We start from the raw sequence: 13,862 nt of genomic DNA, 5'->3' as shown, positions 1-13,862 counted from the left end.
ACTTCGGACAGCCGCGGGCACGCGGCTACCAGGCGGCGGGCGCGGGCGGCGGCACGACCGGCGGCCGGTCGTCGCACGTGGTGGTGTTCGGCAGCAGCCACGGCGCGAGCCAGCCGCCGTCGTTGCCGCCGAGGTCGGCCACCGAGAACTCCGAGCCCGCCGGGGTGAAGCCGAACGAGCCGCAGTTGTTGATCCCGACCGCGCCGACGTTGCGGGCGTCCACGTTCTCGAAGGACGCCGACCCGGCCGAGCGGGCGCTGACGACGGACGTGCCGGTCCCGTCGACCCTGATGTCCGCGAAGTGGACGTTCGTGATCGAGTACCGGTCCCTCACCGGGAAGTCGGAGACGAGCATGATCGCGTTGTAGGTGCTGTCGAGGAAGTGGTCGCCGACGACCTGGACGTCGGCGTCGATGTCCCGGTCGAGCGCGTAGAGCCAGATCGCGCCGAGGCCGATCTTCCAGTTCAGCTCGAACGTGCCCGCGCGGACCGTGGTGTTGTCGGTGATCCGCACGTACCCGGTGAACGGCTCGGCGCCGAAGCGCGACCCGACGTGGACGGCGCTGCCCTCGCGGACCGGGTCGGCGACGAGGTTGCGGGAGACGGTGGTGTCCGCGCCGCCGTAGATCGCGATGCCGTTCGCCAGCGTCGGCGTCTGCACGGTGTTGCGGTCGAAGGTGTTGCGCGCGTTCAGGGTCTTCTCCGACCACATGGCCAGGCCGTCGTCGCCGGAGTTGCGGACGAAGTTGCCGGACACCACCGAGTCCGTGACGCCGGTATGGAGGTTGAGGGCGTCGGCGATCTGGTCGACGATCACGTTGTCGCTCACGCGGACGTTCCTCATCGGCCCGTCGAACCACAGGCCCACCTTGGTGTGGCGGATGTGCAGGCCCCGGACGGTCGAGTCGCTCATCGCTCCCCCGACGCCGTTGACCTGGTCGGTGTCGACGCGCTCGCGGACGTCGCCCTCGATGGCGAAGCCGGACAGGTGCACGTTCCGGCTGCCGCCAGCGGAGGCGTCCCGGCCGTAGAAGCCGACGCCGGTGTGCACCGAACCGTCCGGCGCGGGCGTGCTCAGCGCGACCTCGCGGCCCTTGACGACCGTGTGCCAGTTGCCCGCGCCCTCGATCGTCACGTCGTCGACGACGATGTGGCGGTTCACCTGGAAGGTGCCCGGCGGCAGGTACACCGGGCGGTGCAGGCGCTTCGCCAGCGCGATGGCCGCGTCGAACGCGGGGGCGGAGTCGCGGCGGCCCGTCGGGTCGGCGCCGAGCAGCAGCACGTTCACGGCGGTGGGGGCGACGTGCGGCAGGCCGACGAGCTCGGAGTCCAGCAGGTCGACGACCGTCCACGCCGCGGCGGTGCCGACGGGTGCGGTGAGGCGCACCTTCGCGCCCCTCGGGTAGGTCCGGTCGAGCTTGACCCGCACCTCGTCGTAGAAGTGGCTGGGGCGGAACGGCTTCGCGATCGTCGGGGCGGGCGTCGTCGCCGCGGGCACGCAGGAGCACTCGGTGATCCACCAGTCCGGGTGCAGCAGGTCCGCGTTCGGGTCGTTGGTGAACGGGTACTGGTTGTACAGCCACGAGTACTGCGACGTCAGGGTGGCGGTCCTGCTGTGCCTGCCGTTCACCGACACGTCCAGCGGCGCGGTGATGCCGCCGCCGGTCGGCGCGTCCGGGACGCTGTAGCGGACGGTGACCGCGTTGGCCCTGGCGGGCAGCGTGAACTCCACGTGCTGACCCGGCACGAGCTTGACGGCCCTGCGCCCGGACGCCTCCGCGGGCAGCGTGTACGCGTCCCGGTCCGGCCCGATGACGGTGCCGGTGGTCACCGCGTTCTCCGCCTCCTGTTCGAGGAAGGCGACCGCCGCGCCCCGGCCCGCGACCAGCGACGGGGCCAGGCCCGCGCGGGTGACCACCGGGGTGGCGGAGGCGACCGCCGTGCCCACCGCGCACAGGCTCGCGGCGGCCACCGAGGCGACCACGACCGCCGTCCACCGCCGAGCGGCGACTCCACTGGTGCTCCGTGACATCGGGAACCCGCCTCTTCCGTCCGGCGACAGGGTGAGACGACCTTAGGTTGCGGTCAGCGCAGCCACAAGGAGATGTAGGGAAGTTTCATGAACTGAATGATGATTTGCGAATGTCAGTCGATTCTTTGCGAAGAGGTGCGCGGTGACGTGGACAGGACGCGGAGCTGGAGCATCGCCGCGAAGCGCGCCTCCGGGTCGGTGAGGTCGAGGTCGCCGATCTCCGCCAGCCGCCGCAGCCGGTAGCGGAAGGTGTTCGGGTGGACGTGGACGGCGGCCGAGGCGGCGATGACGTCGCCGAAGGCGTCCAGCCAGGCGCTCAGGGTCTCGACCAGGTTGGCGGTGTGGCGCTCGTCGTAGGCGATCAGCTTCGCGATGGCGCCGGTCGGGCGGTCGCCCTGCGACGCGGCCAGGTCGCGCAGCTCCAGCACCAGCGCCTCCACGTGCACGTCGGACAGGCGGGCGGTGCGCCGGGCGCCGCCCGCGCGCAGGACGCGCAGGGCGCGGTCGGCGTTGGCGCGGGCCGCGGGCAGGTCGGCGGTCTCGGCCGCGACGGGACCGACGGCGATCACGGCCCTGGTCCGCTCGCCGACGCGGTCGAGGAAGTCGGCGGCGATGGTGAGGGCGCGCTCGTCGCCGTCGGCGGTCGACGGCACGAGCCCGTAGGTGACGTCGCCGATCAGGGCGGTCGCGCAGCGCGGGTGCAGCGCGCTCAGGTGCATCGCGAGCGCGTCGCCGAGCCGCTGGCGCTCGGTGGCCAGCGCGGCCTCGGTGGCGGTGGTCCCGTCGGGGTGGGTGGTCGCCATCGCCAGCACGACCACCGGACGGCCCGCGAGGCCGAGGCGGTCCAGGGCGTCGCGGGCTCCCCGACCGCCTTCGAGGGCGGTGCTGAGCAGGTCGGTGCGCAGCCTGCGCTCCACGTCGACCCCGGCGCGGATGCGGAGCATGTGCAGCGCCACCAGCCTGGACGCGTCCACCAGGGCCGTGGTGCGGTCCGCGGTGAGCGGTGCGCGCACGGCGGCCCAGATGGAGCCGAGCACCTCGTCGCCCGCGCGGACGGCCACCGCGACGCGGGGCAGCGACGACGCCGTCACCGGCTCGATGTACACCGGCTGGTCGGTGCTGTACAGGTCGCGGAACACGCCCCGCTCGAACAGCACCCGCGCGTACTTCTCGGGCACCTGGCGGCCGAGGATGGTCTCCACCCTGGACGAGTCGGCCTCGTCCTGGCGGCCGGAGAACGCCAGCACGCGCGTCCCGCGGTCCTCGATCGTCACGGGGGCGTCCAGGAGCGCGGCGACCGCGTTGGCCAGCGCGAACAGGTCGCCGGACGGCATTCCGCCCAACGTCTCCGGCCCCACCCCGCCGATGTCGCCCTCGGCGAGCAGCGACCGCAGCATCGCGGCGAGCTGCGCCCACGACGCGCCGCGGGTCAGGCCGAGCAGGGCGACCCCGGAGTCCTCGACGGCCGCGGCCACCTCCTCCGACACCGGCACGGGTGCCCGCACCACGAGCCCGAGCGCGGCGTGACCGCTCAGCGAGCGCAGCAGGGCGGCGATCTCCGCGGGCGACCCCAGCCCCACGCCCAGCACGAGCGCGTCCGGCGGCGGCGCGGCGTCGTCCAGCGGGTCGTGGATGGCGACGCCCCCGATGGCGCGCGCCACGTCGGGCCCGCCGTGGACGAGTTCCAGCAGGGTCGCGCCGAGGTCGTCGAGCACCCGACCGAGGCTGGCGTGCGGTCGCGGGGTCATACCCGAAACCTAGGCCCCTCGGCCGGGTGGGGGTTCGTCGGAGCGGACGAAATCGGGTCGTTCACTCGTCCGGGCGGACGACTCAGACCGGCACCCACTCCGTCGAGGTGGTCACCGCCTCCAGCTCGTCGGCCAGCGGCTCCACACCCAGGCCGGGCCCGGTCGGCACGGTCAGGTGACCGTCGTCGAGCACGAACGGCGCCGTGACGTCCGTGCGGTAGAACCGGCCCGAGGCGGACGTGTCGCCCGGCAGGGTGAAGCCGGGCAGCGCGGCCAGCGCGACGTTCGCCGCCCGGCCCAGCCCGGTCTCCAGCATCCCGCCGCACCACACCGGCACGCCGTGGGCCGCGCACACGTCGTGGATCCGCCTGGCCTCCAGGTAGCCGCCGACCCGGCCCGGCTTGATGTTGACGATCGCCGCGGCCCCCAGCGCGATCGCGGCGGCGGCCGACCGCGCCGAGGTGATCGACTCGTCGAGGCAGACCGGCGTGCTGATCACCTTCGCCAGCTCCGCGTGGCCGAGCAGGTCCTCCTCCTCCAGCGGCTGCTCGATCAGCAGCAGCCCGAACGGGTCCAGCCGGGCCAGGTGCCGCGCGTCGGCCGCGGTGTAGGCGGTGTTCGCGTCGACCTGGAGGAGCACGTCGTCGCCGAACCGCTCGCGCACCGCGCGCACCGGCTCGACGTCCCACCCCGGCTCGATCTTCAGCTTGATCCGCACGTACCCCTCGTCGAGGTACCCGCCGACGGCGTCGAGCAGCTCGCCGATCGAGTCCATGATCCCCACCGACACCCCGCACGGGACCCGGTCGCGGGTGGCGCCCAGCTCCCGCGCCAGCGGCCGTCCCTCCGCGCGCAGCTCGGCGTCGAGCACGGCCATCTCCAGCGCCGCCTTCGCCATCCGGTGCCCCCGGAACGGTTCCAGCGCGGGCGCGACCGCGTTCGCGTCGAGCCGCCCGCGCCCGCCCAGCGCCGGGATGAGGAAGCGGGTCAGCACGTCCGCGGCGGCGTCGACGTACTCCGAGGAGTAGAGCGGGTCGGACATCGCCACGCACTCGCCCCAGCCCTCCCCCTCGTCGGTGACCGCCCGCAGCAGCAGCACGTCCCGCGCGGTCTGGGTGCCGAACGACGTCCGGAACGGCGCCACCAGCGGCATCCGGACCCGGCGCAGCTCCACTCCGGTCAGCTTCATCGACTGCCCTTCCCGTTCGTCACGACGTACCAGCCCGCCCGGTCGAACCCGGTGATCCCGCCCCCGCCCGCCAGCGCGGCGCCGAGCACCTCGCGCACGGCGACCCGCCACTCCTTCGCCCCGCCGGGATCGGCGGCACGCAGCGCCTCGACGTCGCGCGGCACGGCCACCAGCAGCGTCTCCCCCTCCACCGATCCCGCCACCGGCGTGCCGTGCGCGGACCGCCCGAGGGCGACCACCGCGCCCCGTTCCAGCTCGGCCCGCACGTCACCGGGTGCCGGCGTGCCCGCGCAGGCGTCCGCGACCGCGGCGGAGCGCAGGTCCCAGCGGATGAGCAGCCGGTCGCTGTCGTCGCCGCCGTTGATGTCGTCGGCCATGTCGCCGTAGAAGTTCGCCAGGTACTCCGCGGGCCGCGCCCCCAGCTTGGTGATGTTGAAGTGCGCGTTGCGCGCGACCAGCGGGTCGTAGGTCCACTCGACCTCCCCGATCCCGCGCTCGGCCGCCCACGCGCGCTGGTGCAGCTTGAGCGCGAACCCGACGTGCCTGCCGAGCGCGCTCGACGCCACACCCGCCACGTGGCTGTGCAGCACGTGCCCCGCGGGTGCCCCGAGGAAGCCGACGCAGGCCCCCACGAGCACCGGCCCGTCGAACGCGCCCGCCACGTAGTTGCCCGCCTTGGACAGCGCGCGCAGCAGGTGGGTCGTCACCGGCGGGTTGTTCGGGGCGGGCCGCCAGATCCCGTCGAAGAGGCGGTACACCGCTTCGAGGTCGGCCAGCCCGGTCACGTCGCGCACCTCGACCCCGGCGGCCGTGGCCGCGGCGTGGGCGTGTTCCTGCTCGTTCACAGGACCCATCGTCGCCACCGCGCCGCCCTCCGTCATGGTCCGCCCGCACCAGCCGGGGCGGTCGAGTTGGTCGTGGCCGACCGCCTGGAACACCTCAGCCCACCTTCGGGGTGGCGCGCACACCGAAGTGCAGGTACCGCTCGCCGGTCGGCAGCGAGTAGAACCACACGGGCGTCCAGGTGCGCACCTTCGGGTCCTTCACCACGAACAGGTTCTCGCGCACGGCCCTCATCTCGTACTCCTGCGTCGGCTCGGGCGCGAGGTCGGCCAGCGCTCCGGTCACGGTCGTGCGCAGCACCGGGCCGTCCAGGACCTCCAGCCGGGCGCCCGCCCGCTCGTAGGTGCCCAGCAGCGGGGTCACGTCGACGGCCACGGGCTCCGCGGGCGGTTCGAGGGGCGTCGGCACGGTCACGCCCGCCAGTTCGGCGAAGACCTCGCCGTACAGCTCCTGGAACAGGTCGCGGCTGTTGCCGCCGTTGACGAGCAGCACCACCGCCAGGCCCTCGTCGGGCAGCAGCCGCAGGAAGGCGTTCTGCCCGATCGTCGCCCCGTCGTGGCCGATCAGCCTGCGGCCGTCCCAGTCGAACCGGATCCAGCCGAGCCCCCACGAGTCCCCGAGGGTGAACTTCTCCGGCACGTCCGCCTGGTGCGCCGCCATCGCCTCGGCGCTCGACCCGGCGAGCACCCTCGTGCCGTCGGGCGCGAGGCCGCCGGTGAGGTGCATCCTGGCGAAGCCGAGGACGTCGGCCACCGCGGAGGTGATCAGCCCGGCCGGTCCGACCGACCGCGGCAGCCCCCACCGCGGCGCCGTGACGAGCTGCTCGCCCTCTCCGACGTGGCCGACGGCCGCGCGGTGCAGCAGGGCCTCCTCCGGCAGCGTGACCGTCCGCTCCAGGCCGAGCGGGGTGAGGAGCCGGTCCCGCACGGCCTGGTCCCACGTGCCGCCGGTCAGCTTCTCGACCACACGGCCCGCCAGCGAGAAGCCGGAGTTGCAGTAGGACCAGGTCGCGCCGAGCGGGTGGTTCTGGGCCACGTCCGCGAGCAGCGCCACGTACTTCTCCAGGCAGTCGTCGCCGCGCCCGGTGTCGGTGAAGACGTCGCCGTCGATGCCGCTGGTGTGGGTGAGCAGGTGCCGCATGGTCACGGTCTTGGTGACGTCCGGTTCGGCCAGCCGCAGCTCCGGCAGCACGTCGGAGATCGGCGCGTCCAGGTCGAGCAGGCCCTCGTCGACCAGTTGCAGGACGACCGTCGCCGTCCAGACCTTCGAGATGGACCCGATCTGGAACAGCGAGTCGGTGGTCGTCTCCACACCGGTGTCGAGGTTCAGCACCCCGTGCGCGGCCTCGACCAGCTCGTCCTCACCGCCGGGGCGCAGCCGCAGGATCCCCAGCGCGGCACCGGGAACGCGGTGGCGCTCGGCCAGCGCGCCGAGCCTGCGCCGCCAGTGCTCGGCGTCGATCCGGGGCCTGCGCGGCCCGGCGACGTCACCCGCGTAGCGCTCGACCCAGTCGACGATCCGGCGGTTGAAGTCCACGCGGTGCGACGGGCGGCCTTCGAGGATGAAGAGGTGGCTGCCCTCCGGGTAGAGCACCAGCCCGGTCGGCACGCCCTGCTCGCGCAGCGCCGCGTACCACTGCTGGGCCTGGCCGATCGGGCAGCGGACGTCGGCCGCGCCCTGCACGACCAGCGTCGGCGTGCGCACGCGGTCGACCCGCGCGAACGGCGACATCGCCTCGTACCGGTCGCGGTCGGACCAGGGCAGGCCGCCCAGCTCCAGCTCGGCGAGGAAGTGCCCGACGTCGGCCGTGCCCGCCATGCTGGTGAGGTCGCTGACCACGCCCCCCGCCACCGCGGCGGCGAACCGGTCGTCGCGGCTGGTGAGGTAGCAGGTCATGAACCCGCCGTAGCTGTACCCGGTCACGGCCAGCCGCCGCGGGTCGGCGACGCCCTCGGCGACCAGCTGGTCGAGGGGTTCGAGGAAGTCCGCCGCGTCCTCCTCGCCCCAGCCGCCCAGCGCCGCCGTGTAGAAGCGCTCGCCGTAGCCGTCGCTGCCGCGCGGGTTGAGCAGCAGCACGGTCCAGCCGCGCGCGGCCAGCTCCTGGTGGTAGAGGTGGACCTCGTCGGCCGCGCCGTTCCACGCGTTGTGCGGTCCGCCGTGGACGTCCAGCAGCAGCGGGCCCCCCGCGGAGGTGTCGCCGATGAGCCACCCCTGCACGGTGGTCCCGTCGGAGATCGTGAACTCGCGCTCCACGCGGGGGAACAGCTCCACGTCGGCCGGGGAACCGTGCGCGGTGAGCACGGACTCCTCCCCCGTCGCCAGGTCGACGGTGACGACCTCGCCGTAGGAGTCCGGCGTCGCGAGCACCACGGCGGCCGTGCCGTCCGCGGTGGACACGCCGGACACGACCCGCCCGGCGCCCGCGAGCACGGGGACCGGACCTCCGCCGCCGTCGAGGGGCACCGAGTACAGGTGGGTGCAGCCGCGGTCGCGGGCGCAGAAGAGCACGCTCCGGCCGTCGTCGACCCACCGGGGCAGGGCTCCGGGGTAGCCGGGACCGCCGGGCATGACGTTGCGGTCCAGCGGGGCCGCGAGGTCGACCGGCGACGACCCGTCCAGCGGCACGCGCAGCAGGCCCGCGTGGCCGGTGGGCGGCCCGACCGTGCCGACGACCAGCAGCGCGGCGCCGTCCGGGGTCCAGGTGACCGGACCGCCGTACCCGTCGAGCAGGCCGACGGGCCGCGACGTGCCGTCGGCGAGGTCGACGACGTGCACCGGGGCCCGGAGCACGAGGTCCCCGTCCGCCGCCGTGCTCGCGGAGTGCGCGAGCCTGGTGGAGTCCGGCGACCAGGCCGGGTCGCCCGCGTGCCAGTCGCCGTCGGTGACCCGCTCGGTCCTGCCGGTCCGGACGTCGAGGACGTGCAGGTGCGTGCGCAGCGTGCGCAGCAGGCCCGCCCCGTCGGCCTGGTAGTCCAGCCGGTCGGCCACGACCGGCGCACCCGCGCGCCGTGCCCGCGCCCCGTCGTCCTCGCCGTCCGCGGCGTGCAGGTCCACGGCCGCGCCGAACGCGATCCGCGTCCCGTCCGGGCTCCACACCGGCGCGCCCGCGCCGAGCGGGAGCGACGTGACCCGCTCCGGTTCACCGCCGTCGGCGGGCAGCAGCCACACCTGCGCGGGCCCGTCCTGCGCCCGCAGGAACGCGAGCCGCGTCCCGTCCGGCGACCACGCGGGCGCGGTGTCGGCCCGTCCCCCGGTGAGGCGCCGGGGCGAGCCCGTCCGGGTGCCCACCGCCCAGAGCGCGCGATCGGTCCGGTCCGCCTCCGCGTCGACGGTGCGGAGCACGTAGGCGACCCGCTCCCCGTCGGGGGACAGCGCGGGCTGCTCCGGTACCGCGAACGAGGTCAGGTCGTCGGTGCGCTGGCGACGGGTCACCGGGTTCTCCTTCGGTAGGTCCTCCTACCGAAGCCTCCCGAACCCGGTCGCGCGTGTCTTGGTGCGGAAGGACCAGTGGTCGCCCCCGCACTCGTCCGCCGCGCCCAAGATCCCCCCGGCTAGCGCGCCGGGTAGACGTCCGTGCGGATCGTCTCGACGTCGTCGGCGGGCACCTCGTAGCCCAGGTCGTCGATGAACGCCACGTGCACCGGCCTGCCGGTCCGGCGCGCCCGGCGCTCGATGCTGCGCCCCTCGGGCCACGGCAGGTGCTCGTCGCCCCACTGCTGGAGCGCGCCGACGACGACGTGCAGCGCACGGCCCGCGTCGGTCAGGTGGTACTCGTACCGCATCCGGCTGCCCGGCTCCTGGTAGGGCACCTTGGTCATGACGCCGAACTCCACCAGCGTCGACAGCCGGTCGCTGAGCACGTCGGCCGCGACGCCGAGGGACTGGCGGAAGTCGGCGAACCTGGTCGTGCCGACCAGCGCGTCCCGCAGCACGAGGAAGGTCCACTTCTCGCCGAGGACCCCGAGGCTCCTGGTGACGGAGCAGGTCGAGCCCTGCATCCTGACGTCGGCCATGCACCCGATGCTACCCCTGGGTCGCCGATCGGGATCCAGTGGTCGCGGGCGACGCCCGCCCGCGGCCCGAGCGGCGCCGGACCGGCCGACTCGCCGGGCCTCAGCCCTCGGCCACCGCCGGGCTGCCCGGCCCCGGCCTGACCTCGACGTTCGCCGCGCGCAGCGACGTGCCGCACCGGTCGCAGACCAGGTTCCCGTCGGGTGCCCCGCCGCACTCGGCGTGCTCCACCAGCAGCGGCGCGCCCGCGGGCTCGGGGTAGTACTTGTCGCCCCAGCGCAGCAGGTGGGCCAGCAGGGGCCACAGCTCCGCGCCCTTCTCGGTGACGCGGTACTCGAAGCGCGGCGGCCGGTCGCTGTACGGCGTGCGCTCCAGCACGCCCTCGGCGCAGAGGTGCTGGAGGCGCGTGGTGAGGACGCTGCGGGTGATGCCCAGCGCCTCCTTGAGGTCGTCGAAGCGGACGACGCCCTGGAGGACGCTGCGGACGATCAGCAGCGACCACCGCTCGCCGACGACCTCCAGCGAGCGCGCGACCGAGCAGACCTGCGTCTGGTACTCGCGGTGCAACACGCCGCCAGCCTACCTCAGTCGTGTCACCAGACCCAGTTAGTCGCTTAACCAGACTTACCGTGCTACGGTCAGTCTCATCACCAGACCAACTCGTTCGACGAAGGGCACCCCGATGCGGATCCCAGGTGCGGTGGCACTGGTCACCGGCGCGAACCGCGGCCTCGGCGCGGCGTACGTGCAGGCGCTGCTCGACCGCGGCGCGGCGAAGGTCTACGCGGGGGTGCGGGACACCTCGACCGTCACCGACCCCCGTGTCACGGCGCTGCACCTCGACGTCACCGACGACGCCACGATCGCCGCCGCCGTGCGCCGGGCCGGTGACGTGACCCTGCTGGTCAACAACGCCGGGATCGGCTCGCTCGAACCGGTGCTCGGCTCCGACGCCGAGCTGCGCAGGCTGATGGACGTGAACTACTTCGGCCTGATCGCCGTGAGCCGCGCCTTCGCGCCCGTGCTCGCGGCCAACGGCGGGGGCGTCGTCGCCAACGTCCTGTCGGACCTGTCGTGGCGCGGCTCGTCGTTCCTCGGCGGGTACGCCGCGACCAAGTCGGCGGCGTGGTCGGCCACCAACTCGACCCGCCTCGACCTGGCCGGGCAGGGCACGCAGGTCGTCGCCGTGCACGCGGGCTACATCGACACGGACCTGACCGCGGCGGTGGACGTGCCGAAGCTGGCGCCCTCGCGGGTCGCGAACGAGACGCTGGACGGGATCGAGAAGGGCGCCCACGAGGTCGTCGTCGGCGAGCCGGCCCGCGAGGCGAAGGCGGCCCCGGCCAAGTCCGTCACCGACGCGTACCCGCAACTCGTCGGGTCCTGAGCCCGCCGGGCGGCGCGCGGTAGGGTTCCGCCGGTGGGGCAGATCAAGCGCATCGGCGTGTTCTACGACGGCACCTGGTTCGCGTACCTGAGCGACTTCTACGCCACCGCGCACCAGCGGGCGGCCAGGATCGCGCTCGACGGCTTCCACGACGCGCTGCGCTGGTACGCCCACACCGAGACCGGAACGCCCCTCGCCGACTGCCTGGTGCCCGAGGCGCACTACGTGCGCGGACGCATCCAGACGCCCGCCACGTCGTTCGACAACGTCCTGGCCACCGCCGGGATCACCCGGCACGACCTCCCCCTGCACGGCGGCAAGGAGAAGGGCGTCGACGTCCACTTCGCACTGGAGGCGTGGGAGCGCGCCACGACCGTGCCGCTGGAGTGGGTCGTGCTGGTCACCGGCGACGCCGACTTCGCCCCGCTGGCGAAGCGGCTGTCCGCCCGCGGCGTGCACGTGGTCGTGCCGGTCGTCGACATCAGGTCGTCGCCCGGCGCGCCACCGCCCGCCTGGACACCGCGCACCGCGGCCCCGCTGCGCGCCGCGGCCACGTCCACCCCCTCGTTCGACGCCCTGTTCGCACCCGCCGACCGCCCCGACTACCCCCTGCGCAGCCCGTTCGTGCGGTCGACGGAGGCCGTCGCCTCCCCCGTCGGCACACCGCGCGGCCGCAGGCGCGGCACCGTGACCGGGTGGCGGGCCGGGCAGTCGCACGGGTTCATCACCGACACCCGCGGCGGGTCCTGGTTCGTCTCGCGCGACGACCTCCCGGAGGACCACGCCGTGCTGCCCAACGGCACGCGGGTGTCGTTCACCGGCTCACCGACACCGACGCCGGGCCGGAAGTACCCGAGGGCGTACGCGATCCGCCCCGAGTGACGGGGTTGGCTACGCCCACGCCGACCGCGCGAGGCGCTCGACCTGGGCGATGAGCTCCTCCGGCGACACGTCCAGGTCCAGCGGGTACTCGGTGATCGTGATCGGCGAGTTGTGGATGCGCCGCGGCGTGGCGCCGGTGGTGCCGCTGGCGTAGACGAGCCAGGCCCGGTCGACCCTGAGCGCGGTGCAGTAGGCGAGCACCTGGTAGAGGTCCGTGGTCGGGTAGCGGCCCGACGCGCTCTCCAGCTTGTACTTGGCGTCCACGACGAACCGGGGCACGTCGTCCACCAGGTGCACCACGTCGACGTTCATCGAGATCGCACCGCCGGTGTCGAGCTTCACCGGGTACTGACCCTCGGTCCGCCCCGGCCCGGAACTCCACGCCTCGGTCAACGCGGTGGTCACGAAGTCCTCGAAGACCTTCTCCATGTTGACGACGAAGGCGGCGATCGACAGGCCGTCCTCCCCCACCTCGAACGAGAGCGTCCTCAGCACCAGGTCCGCGATCCGCAGGGCCGGGTGGTACGCGGTGTTGAGCCGGTTCGGTCGCCACTGCGGCAGCGGTGCCCCGGCGGCCAGGGGTGAGACGCCGGTGAGCCGGTTGCGCAGGTGCCGCAGCCGGGTCCTGATCCCCTCGTCGACGCGGGGAACCGCGAGCATCCGGCCGACCGCCGCCCGCAGCACCCGGTTCTCCGGGGTGTCCACCGTGTACTCGTCGTGCGTGATCTCGACCGGCACCGCACGACCGGGCCGCCGCGCGAGCTGGTCGCCGACCCGGATGCGCCCGCGGATCACCGTGCTCGTCACGTCCTGCGAGGTGTAGCCGAGGAGCACGCCGCTGGCCAGTGCCCGTTCGACGGTGCGGCACAGGGTCTCCGCGACGACGGCCCACAGCCCGTCCGCCTCCACGCCCTCGACGTTCTCCGGGCGGAAGCCGGGGTTGAGCGCGTAGCCGAGCAGGAACAGCAGGCGCGGGACGGTCACCTTCGGCGTCACCACGACGTCGAGGCCGTGGGCGTGGACGGCTCCCACCCGCTTGGACCTGGGGATCAGGGTGAAGTCGGCGCCGCTGGGTCGGACGTCGACCAGACCGCACCCCTTCAGGTAGACCACCTGGGCCGGGGTGAGCGGCACGGTCTTGCCCGTCCCGGAGTTCTCCGGCAGGACGATCACGGGAGTGCGCGGACCGCGTCGAGGCCGAAGGTGTCGTGCACCCGCTGCCGGGACAGACGCTCGTAGTAGTGCTCTTCGAGCAGCGGGAGGATCGAGTGCTCCCAGACGAGGTCGAGGCCGTGGTCCGCATCCGGCTTCATCAGGTACGACGGGCCGATCTTGAACTCCCGGTCGTCCCCGATGGCGGCGTTGAGCTTGGCCAGCAGCTCCGCTCGTCCGTCGTCCTTGCCGTTGGCCGACGCCCACCGCGCGAGCAGGTCCTTGACCGGAGGGAGGTCCGGGTGGAGTTCGACGAAGGCGAACCGGCGCCGCATGGCGGCGTCCACCAGCGCGATCGACCGGTCGGCGGTGTTCATCGTGCCGATGACGAAGACGTTGGCGGGCAAGGTGAACCGGTCGCCCGGCGAGTACTGGAGGTCGATCGCCTCGTCGCGGTACTCCAGCAGGAAGTACAGCTCCCCGAACACCTTGGGGAGGTTCGCCCGGTTGATCTCGTCGATGATGAGGACGTGCGGCGTCGTCGGGTCCTTCGCCGCCGACTCGGCCAGGCGGCGCAGCGGACCGTGCACCAGTTCGAAGGTCGCGCTCCCGCCGCTG

General features: G+C 73.7%; 11 protein-coding genes. 2 read left to right on the top strand and 9 right to left on the bottom strand.

Annotated elements, in window-relative coordinates; all coding sequences use genetic code 11:
• Positions 1 to 25: 25 nt before the first annotated feature.
• From VFZ92_RS08315 to VFZ92_RS08285, 7 genes are all read right to left on the bottom strand, one after another.
• Entirely contained in the window at positions 26 to 2,032 is a 2,007-nt protein-coding gene (locus VFZ92_RS08315; protein ID WP_330875224.1) for a glycosyl hydrolase family 28-related protein, read from the bottom strand.
• Between the two features lie 113 nt (positions 2,033 to 2,145).
• A complete protein-coding gene (locus VFZ92_RS08310; RefSeq protein WP_330875223.1) occupies positions 2,146 to 3,780 on the bottom strand; it encodes a helix-turn-helix domain-containing protein in 1,635 nt (544 codons plus the stop codon).
• An 82-nt stretch (positions 3,781 to 3,862) separates the two neighbouring features.
• Positions 3,863 to 4,969, bottom strand: a complete 1,107-nt coding sequence (gene menC / locus VFZ92_RS08305; protein WP_330875222.1) for an o-succinylbenzoate synthase — start codon at positions 4,967 to 4,969, stop codon at positions 3,863 to 3,865.
• Positions 4,966 to 5,907 (bottom strand): GNAT family N-acetyltransferase, encoded by a 942-nt coding sequence (locus tag VFZ92_RS08300; RefSeq protein WP_330875221.1) that lies wholly within the window; start codon positions 5,905 to 5,907, stop codon positions 4,966 to 4,968. The genes menC and VFZ92_RS08300 overlap by 4 nt, the downstream gene beginning before the upstream one ends.
• Position 5,908: 1 nt before the next feature.
• Complete coding sequence (locus tag VFZ92_RS08295) at positions 5,909 to 9,244, bottom strand: serine hydrolase (protein WP_330875220.1); 3,336 nt, start codon at positions 9,242 to 9,244, stop codon at positions 5,909 to 5,911.
• Positions 9,245 to 9,363: 119 nt separating this feature from the next.
• Positions 9,364 to 9,825, bottom strand: coding sequence for a helix-turn-helix domain-containing protein (locus VFZ92_RS08290; RefSeq protein ID WP_330875219.1), 462 nt, complete (start codon positions 9,823 to 9,825; stop codon positions 9,364 to 9,366).
• Between the two features lie 100 nt (positions 9,826 to 9,925).
• On the bottom strand, positions 9,926 to 10,393 hold the full coding sequence (locus tag VFZ92_RS08285) for a helix-turn-helix domain-containing protein (RefSeq protein WP_330875218.1): 468 nt from the start codon (positions 10,391 to 10,393) through the stop codon (positions 9,926 to 9,928).
• Positions 10,394 to 10,505: 112 nt separating this feature from the next.
• Between VFZ92_RS08285 and VFZ92_RS08280 the strand changes: the two genes are divergently transcribed.
• Positions 10,506 to 11,210, top strand: coding sequence for an SDR family oxidoreductase (locus VFZ92_RS08280; protein WP_330875217.1), 705 nt, complete (start codon positions 10,506 to 10,508; stop codon positions 11,208 to 11,210).
• Positions 11,211 to 11,243: 33 nt separating this feature from the next.
• A complete protein-coding gene (locus VFZ92_RS08275) occupies positions 11,244 to 12,092 on the top strand; it encodes an NYN domain-containing protein (RefSeq protein WP_330875216.1) in 849 nt (282 codons plus the stop codon).
• 9 nt (positions 12,093 to 12,101) lie between these two features.
• Here the strand turns inward: VFZ92_RS08275 and VFZ92_RS08270 are convergent, their stop codons facing one another.
• Positions 12,102 to 13,265, bottom strand: coding sequence for an McrC family protein (locus VFZ92_RS08270; protein ID WP_330875215.1), 1,164 nt, complete (start codon positions 13,263 to 13,265; stop codon positions 12,102 to 12,104).
• Positions 13,262 to 13,862, bottom strand: a 601-nt coding sequence (locus tag VFZ92_RS08265) for an McrB family protein (protein ID WP_330875214.1), incomplete at its 5' end; no start/stop codon positions are given. The genes VFZ92_RS08265 and VFZ92_RS08270, both read right to left, overlap by 4 nt.

The organism is Umezawaea sp. (genome assembly GCF_036375055.1).
Taxonomy (GTDB): Bacteria; Actinomycetota; Actinomycetes; order Mycobacteriales; family Pseudonocardiaceae; genus Umezawaea.
The sequence above is the reverse complement of the archived record's forward strand: the minus strand, read 5'-3'. Positions and strand labels throughout refer to the sequence as shown.

What these genes read in the sequence shown, in the direction of transcription:
- VFZ92_RS08290 (WP_330875219.1), bottom strand. Translation starts at nt 9,825, where the DNA reads ATGGCCGACGTCAGGATGCAGGGCTCGACCTGCTCCGTCACCAGGAGC.
- menC (WP_330875222.1), bottom strand. Translation starts at nt 4,969, where the DNA reads ATGAAGCTGACCGGAGTGGAGCTGCGCCGGGTCCGGATGCCGCTGGTG.
- VFZ92_RS08315 (WP_330875224.1), bottom strand. Translation starts at nt 2,032, where the DNA reads ATGTCACGGAGCACCAGTGGAGTCGCCGCTCGGCGGTGGACGGCGGTC.
- VFZ92_RS08280 (WP_330875217.1), top strand. Translation starts at nt 10,506, where the DNA reads ATGCGGATCCCAGGTGCGGTGGCACTGGTCACCGGCGCGAACCGCGGC.
- VFZ92_RS08310 (WP_330875223.1), bottom strand. Translation starts at nt 3,780, where the DNA reads ATGACCCCGCGACCGCACGCCAGCCTCGGTCGGGTGCTCGACGACCTC.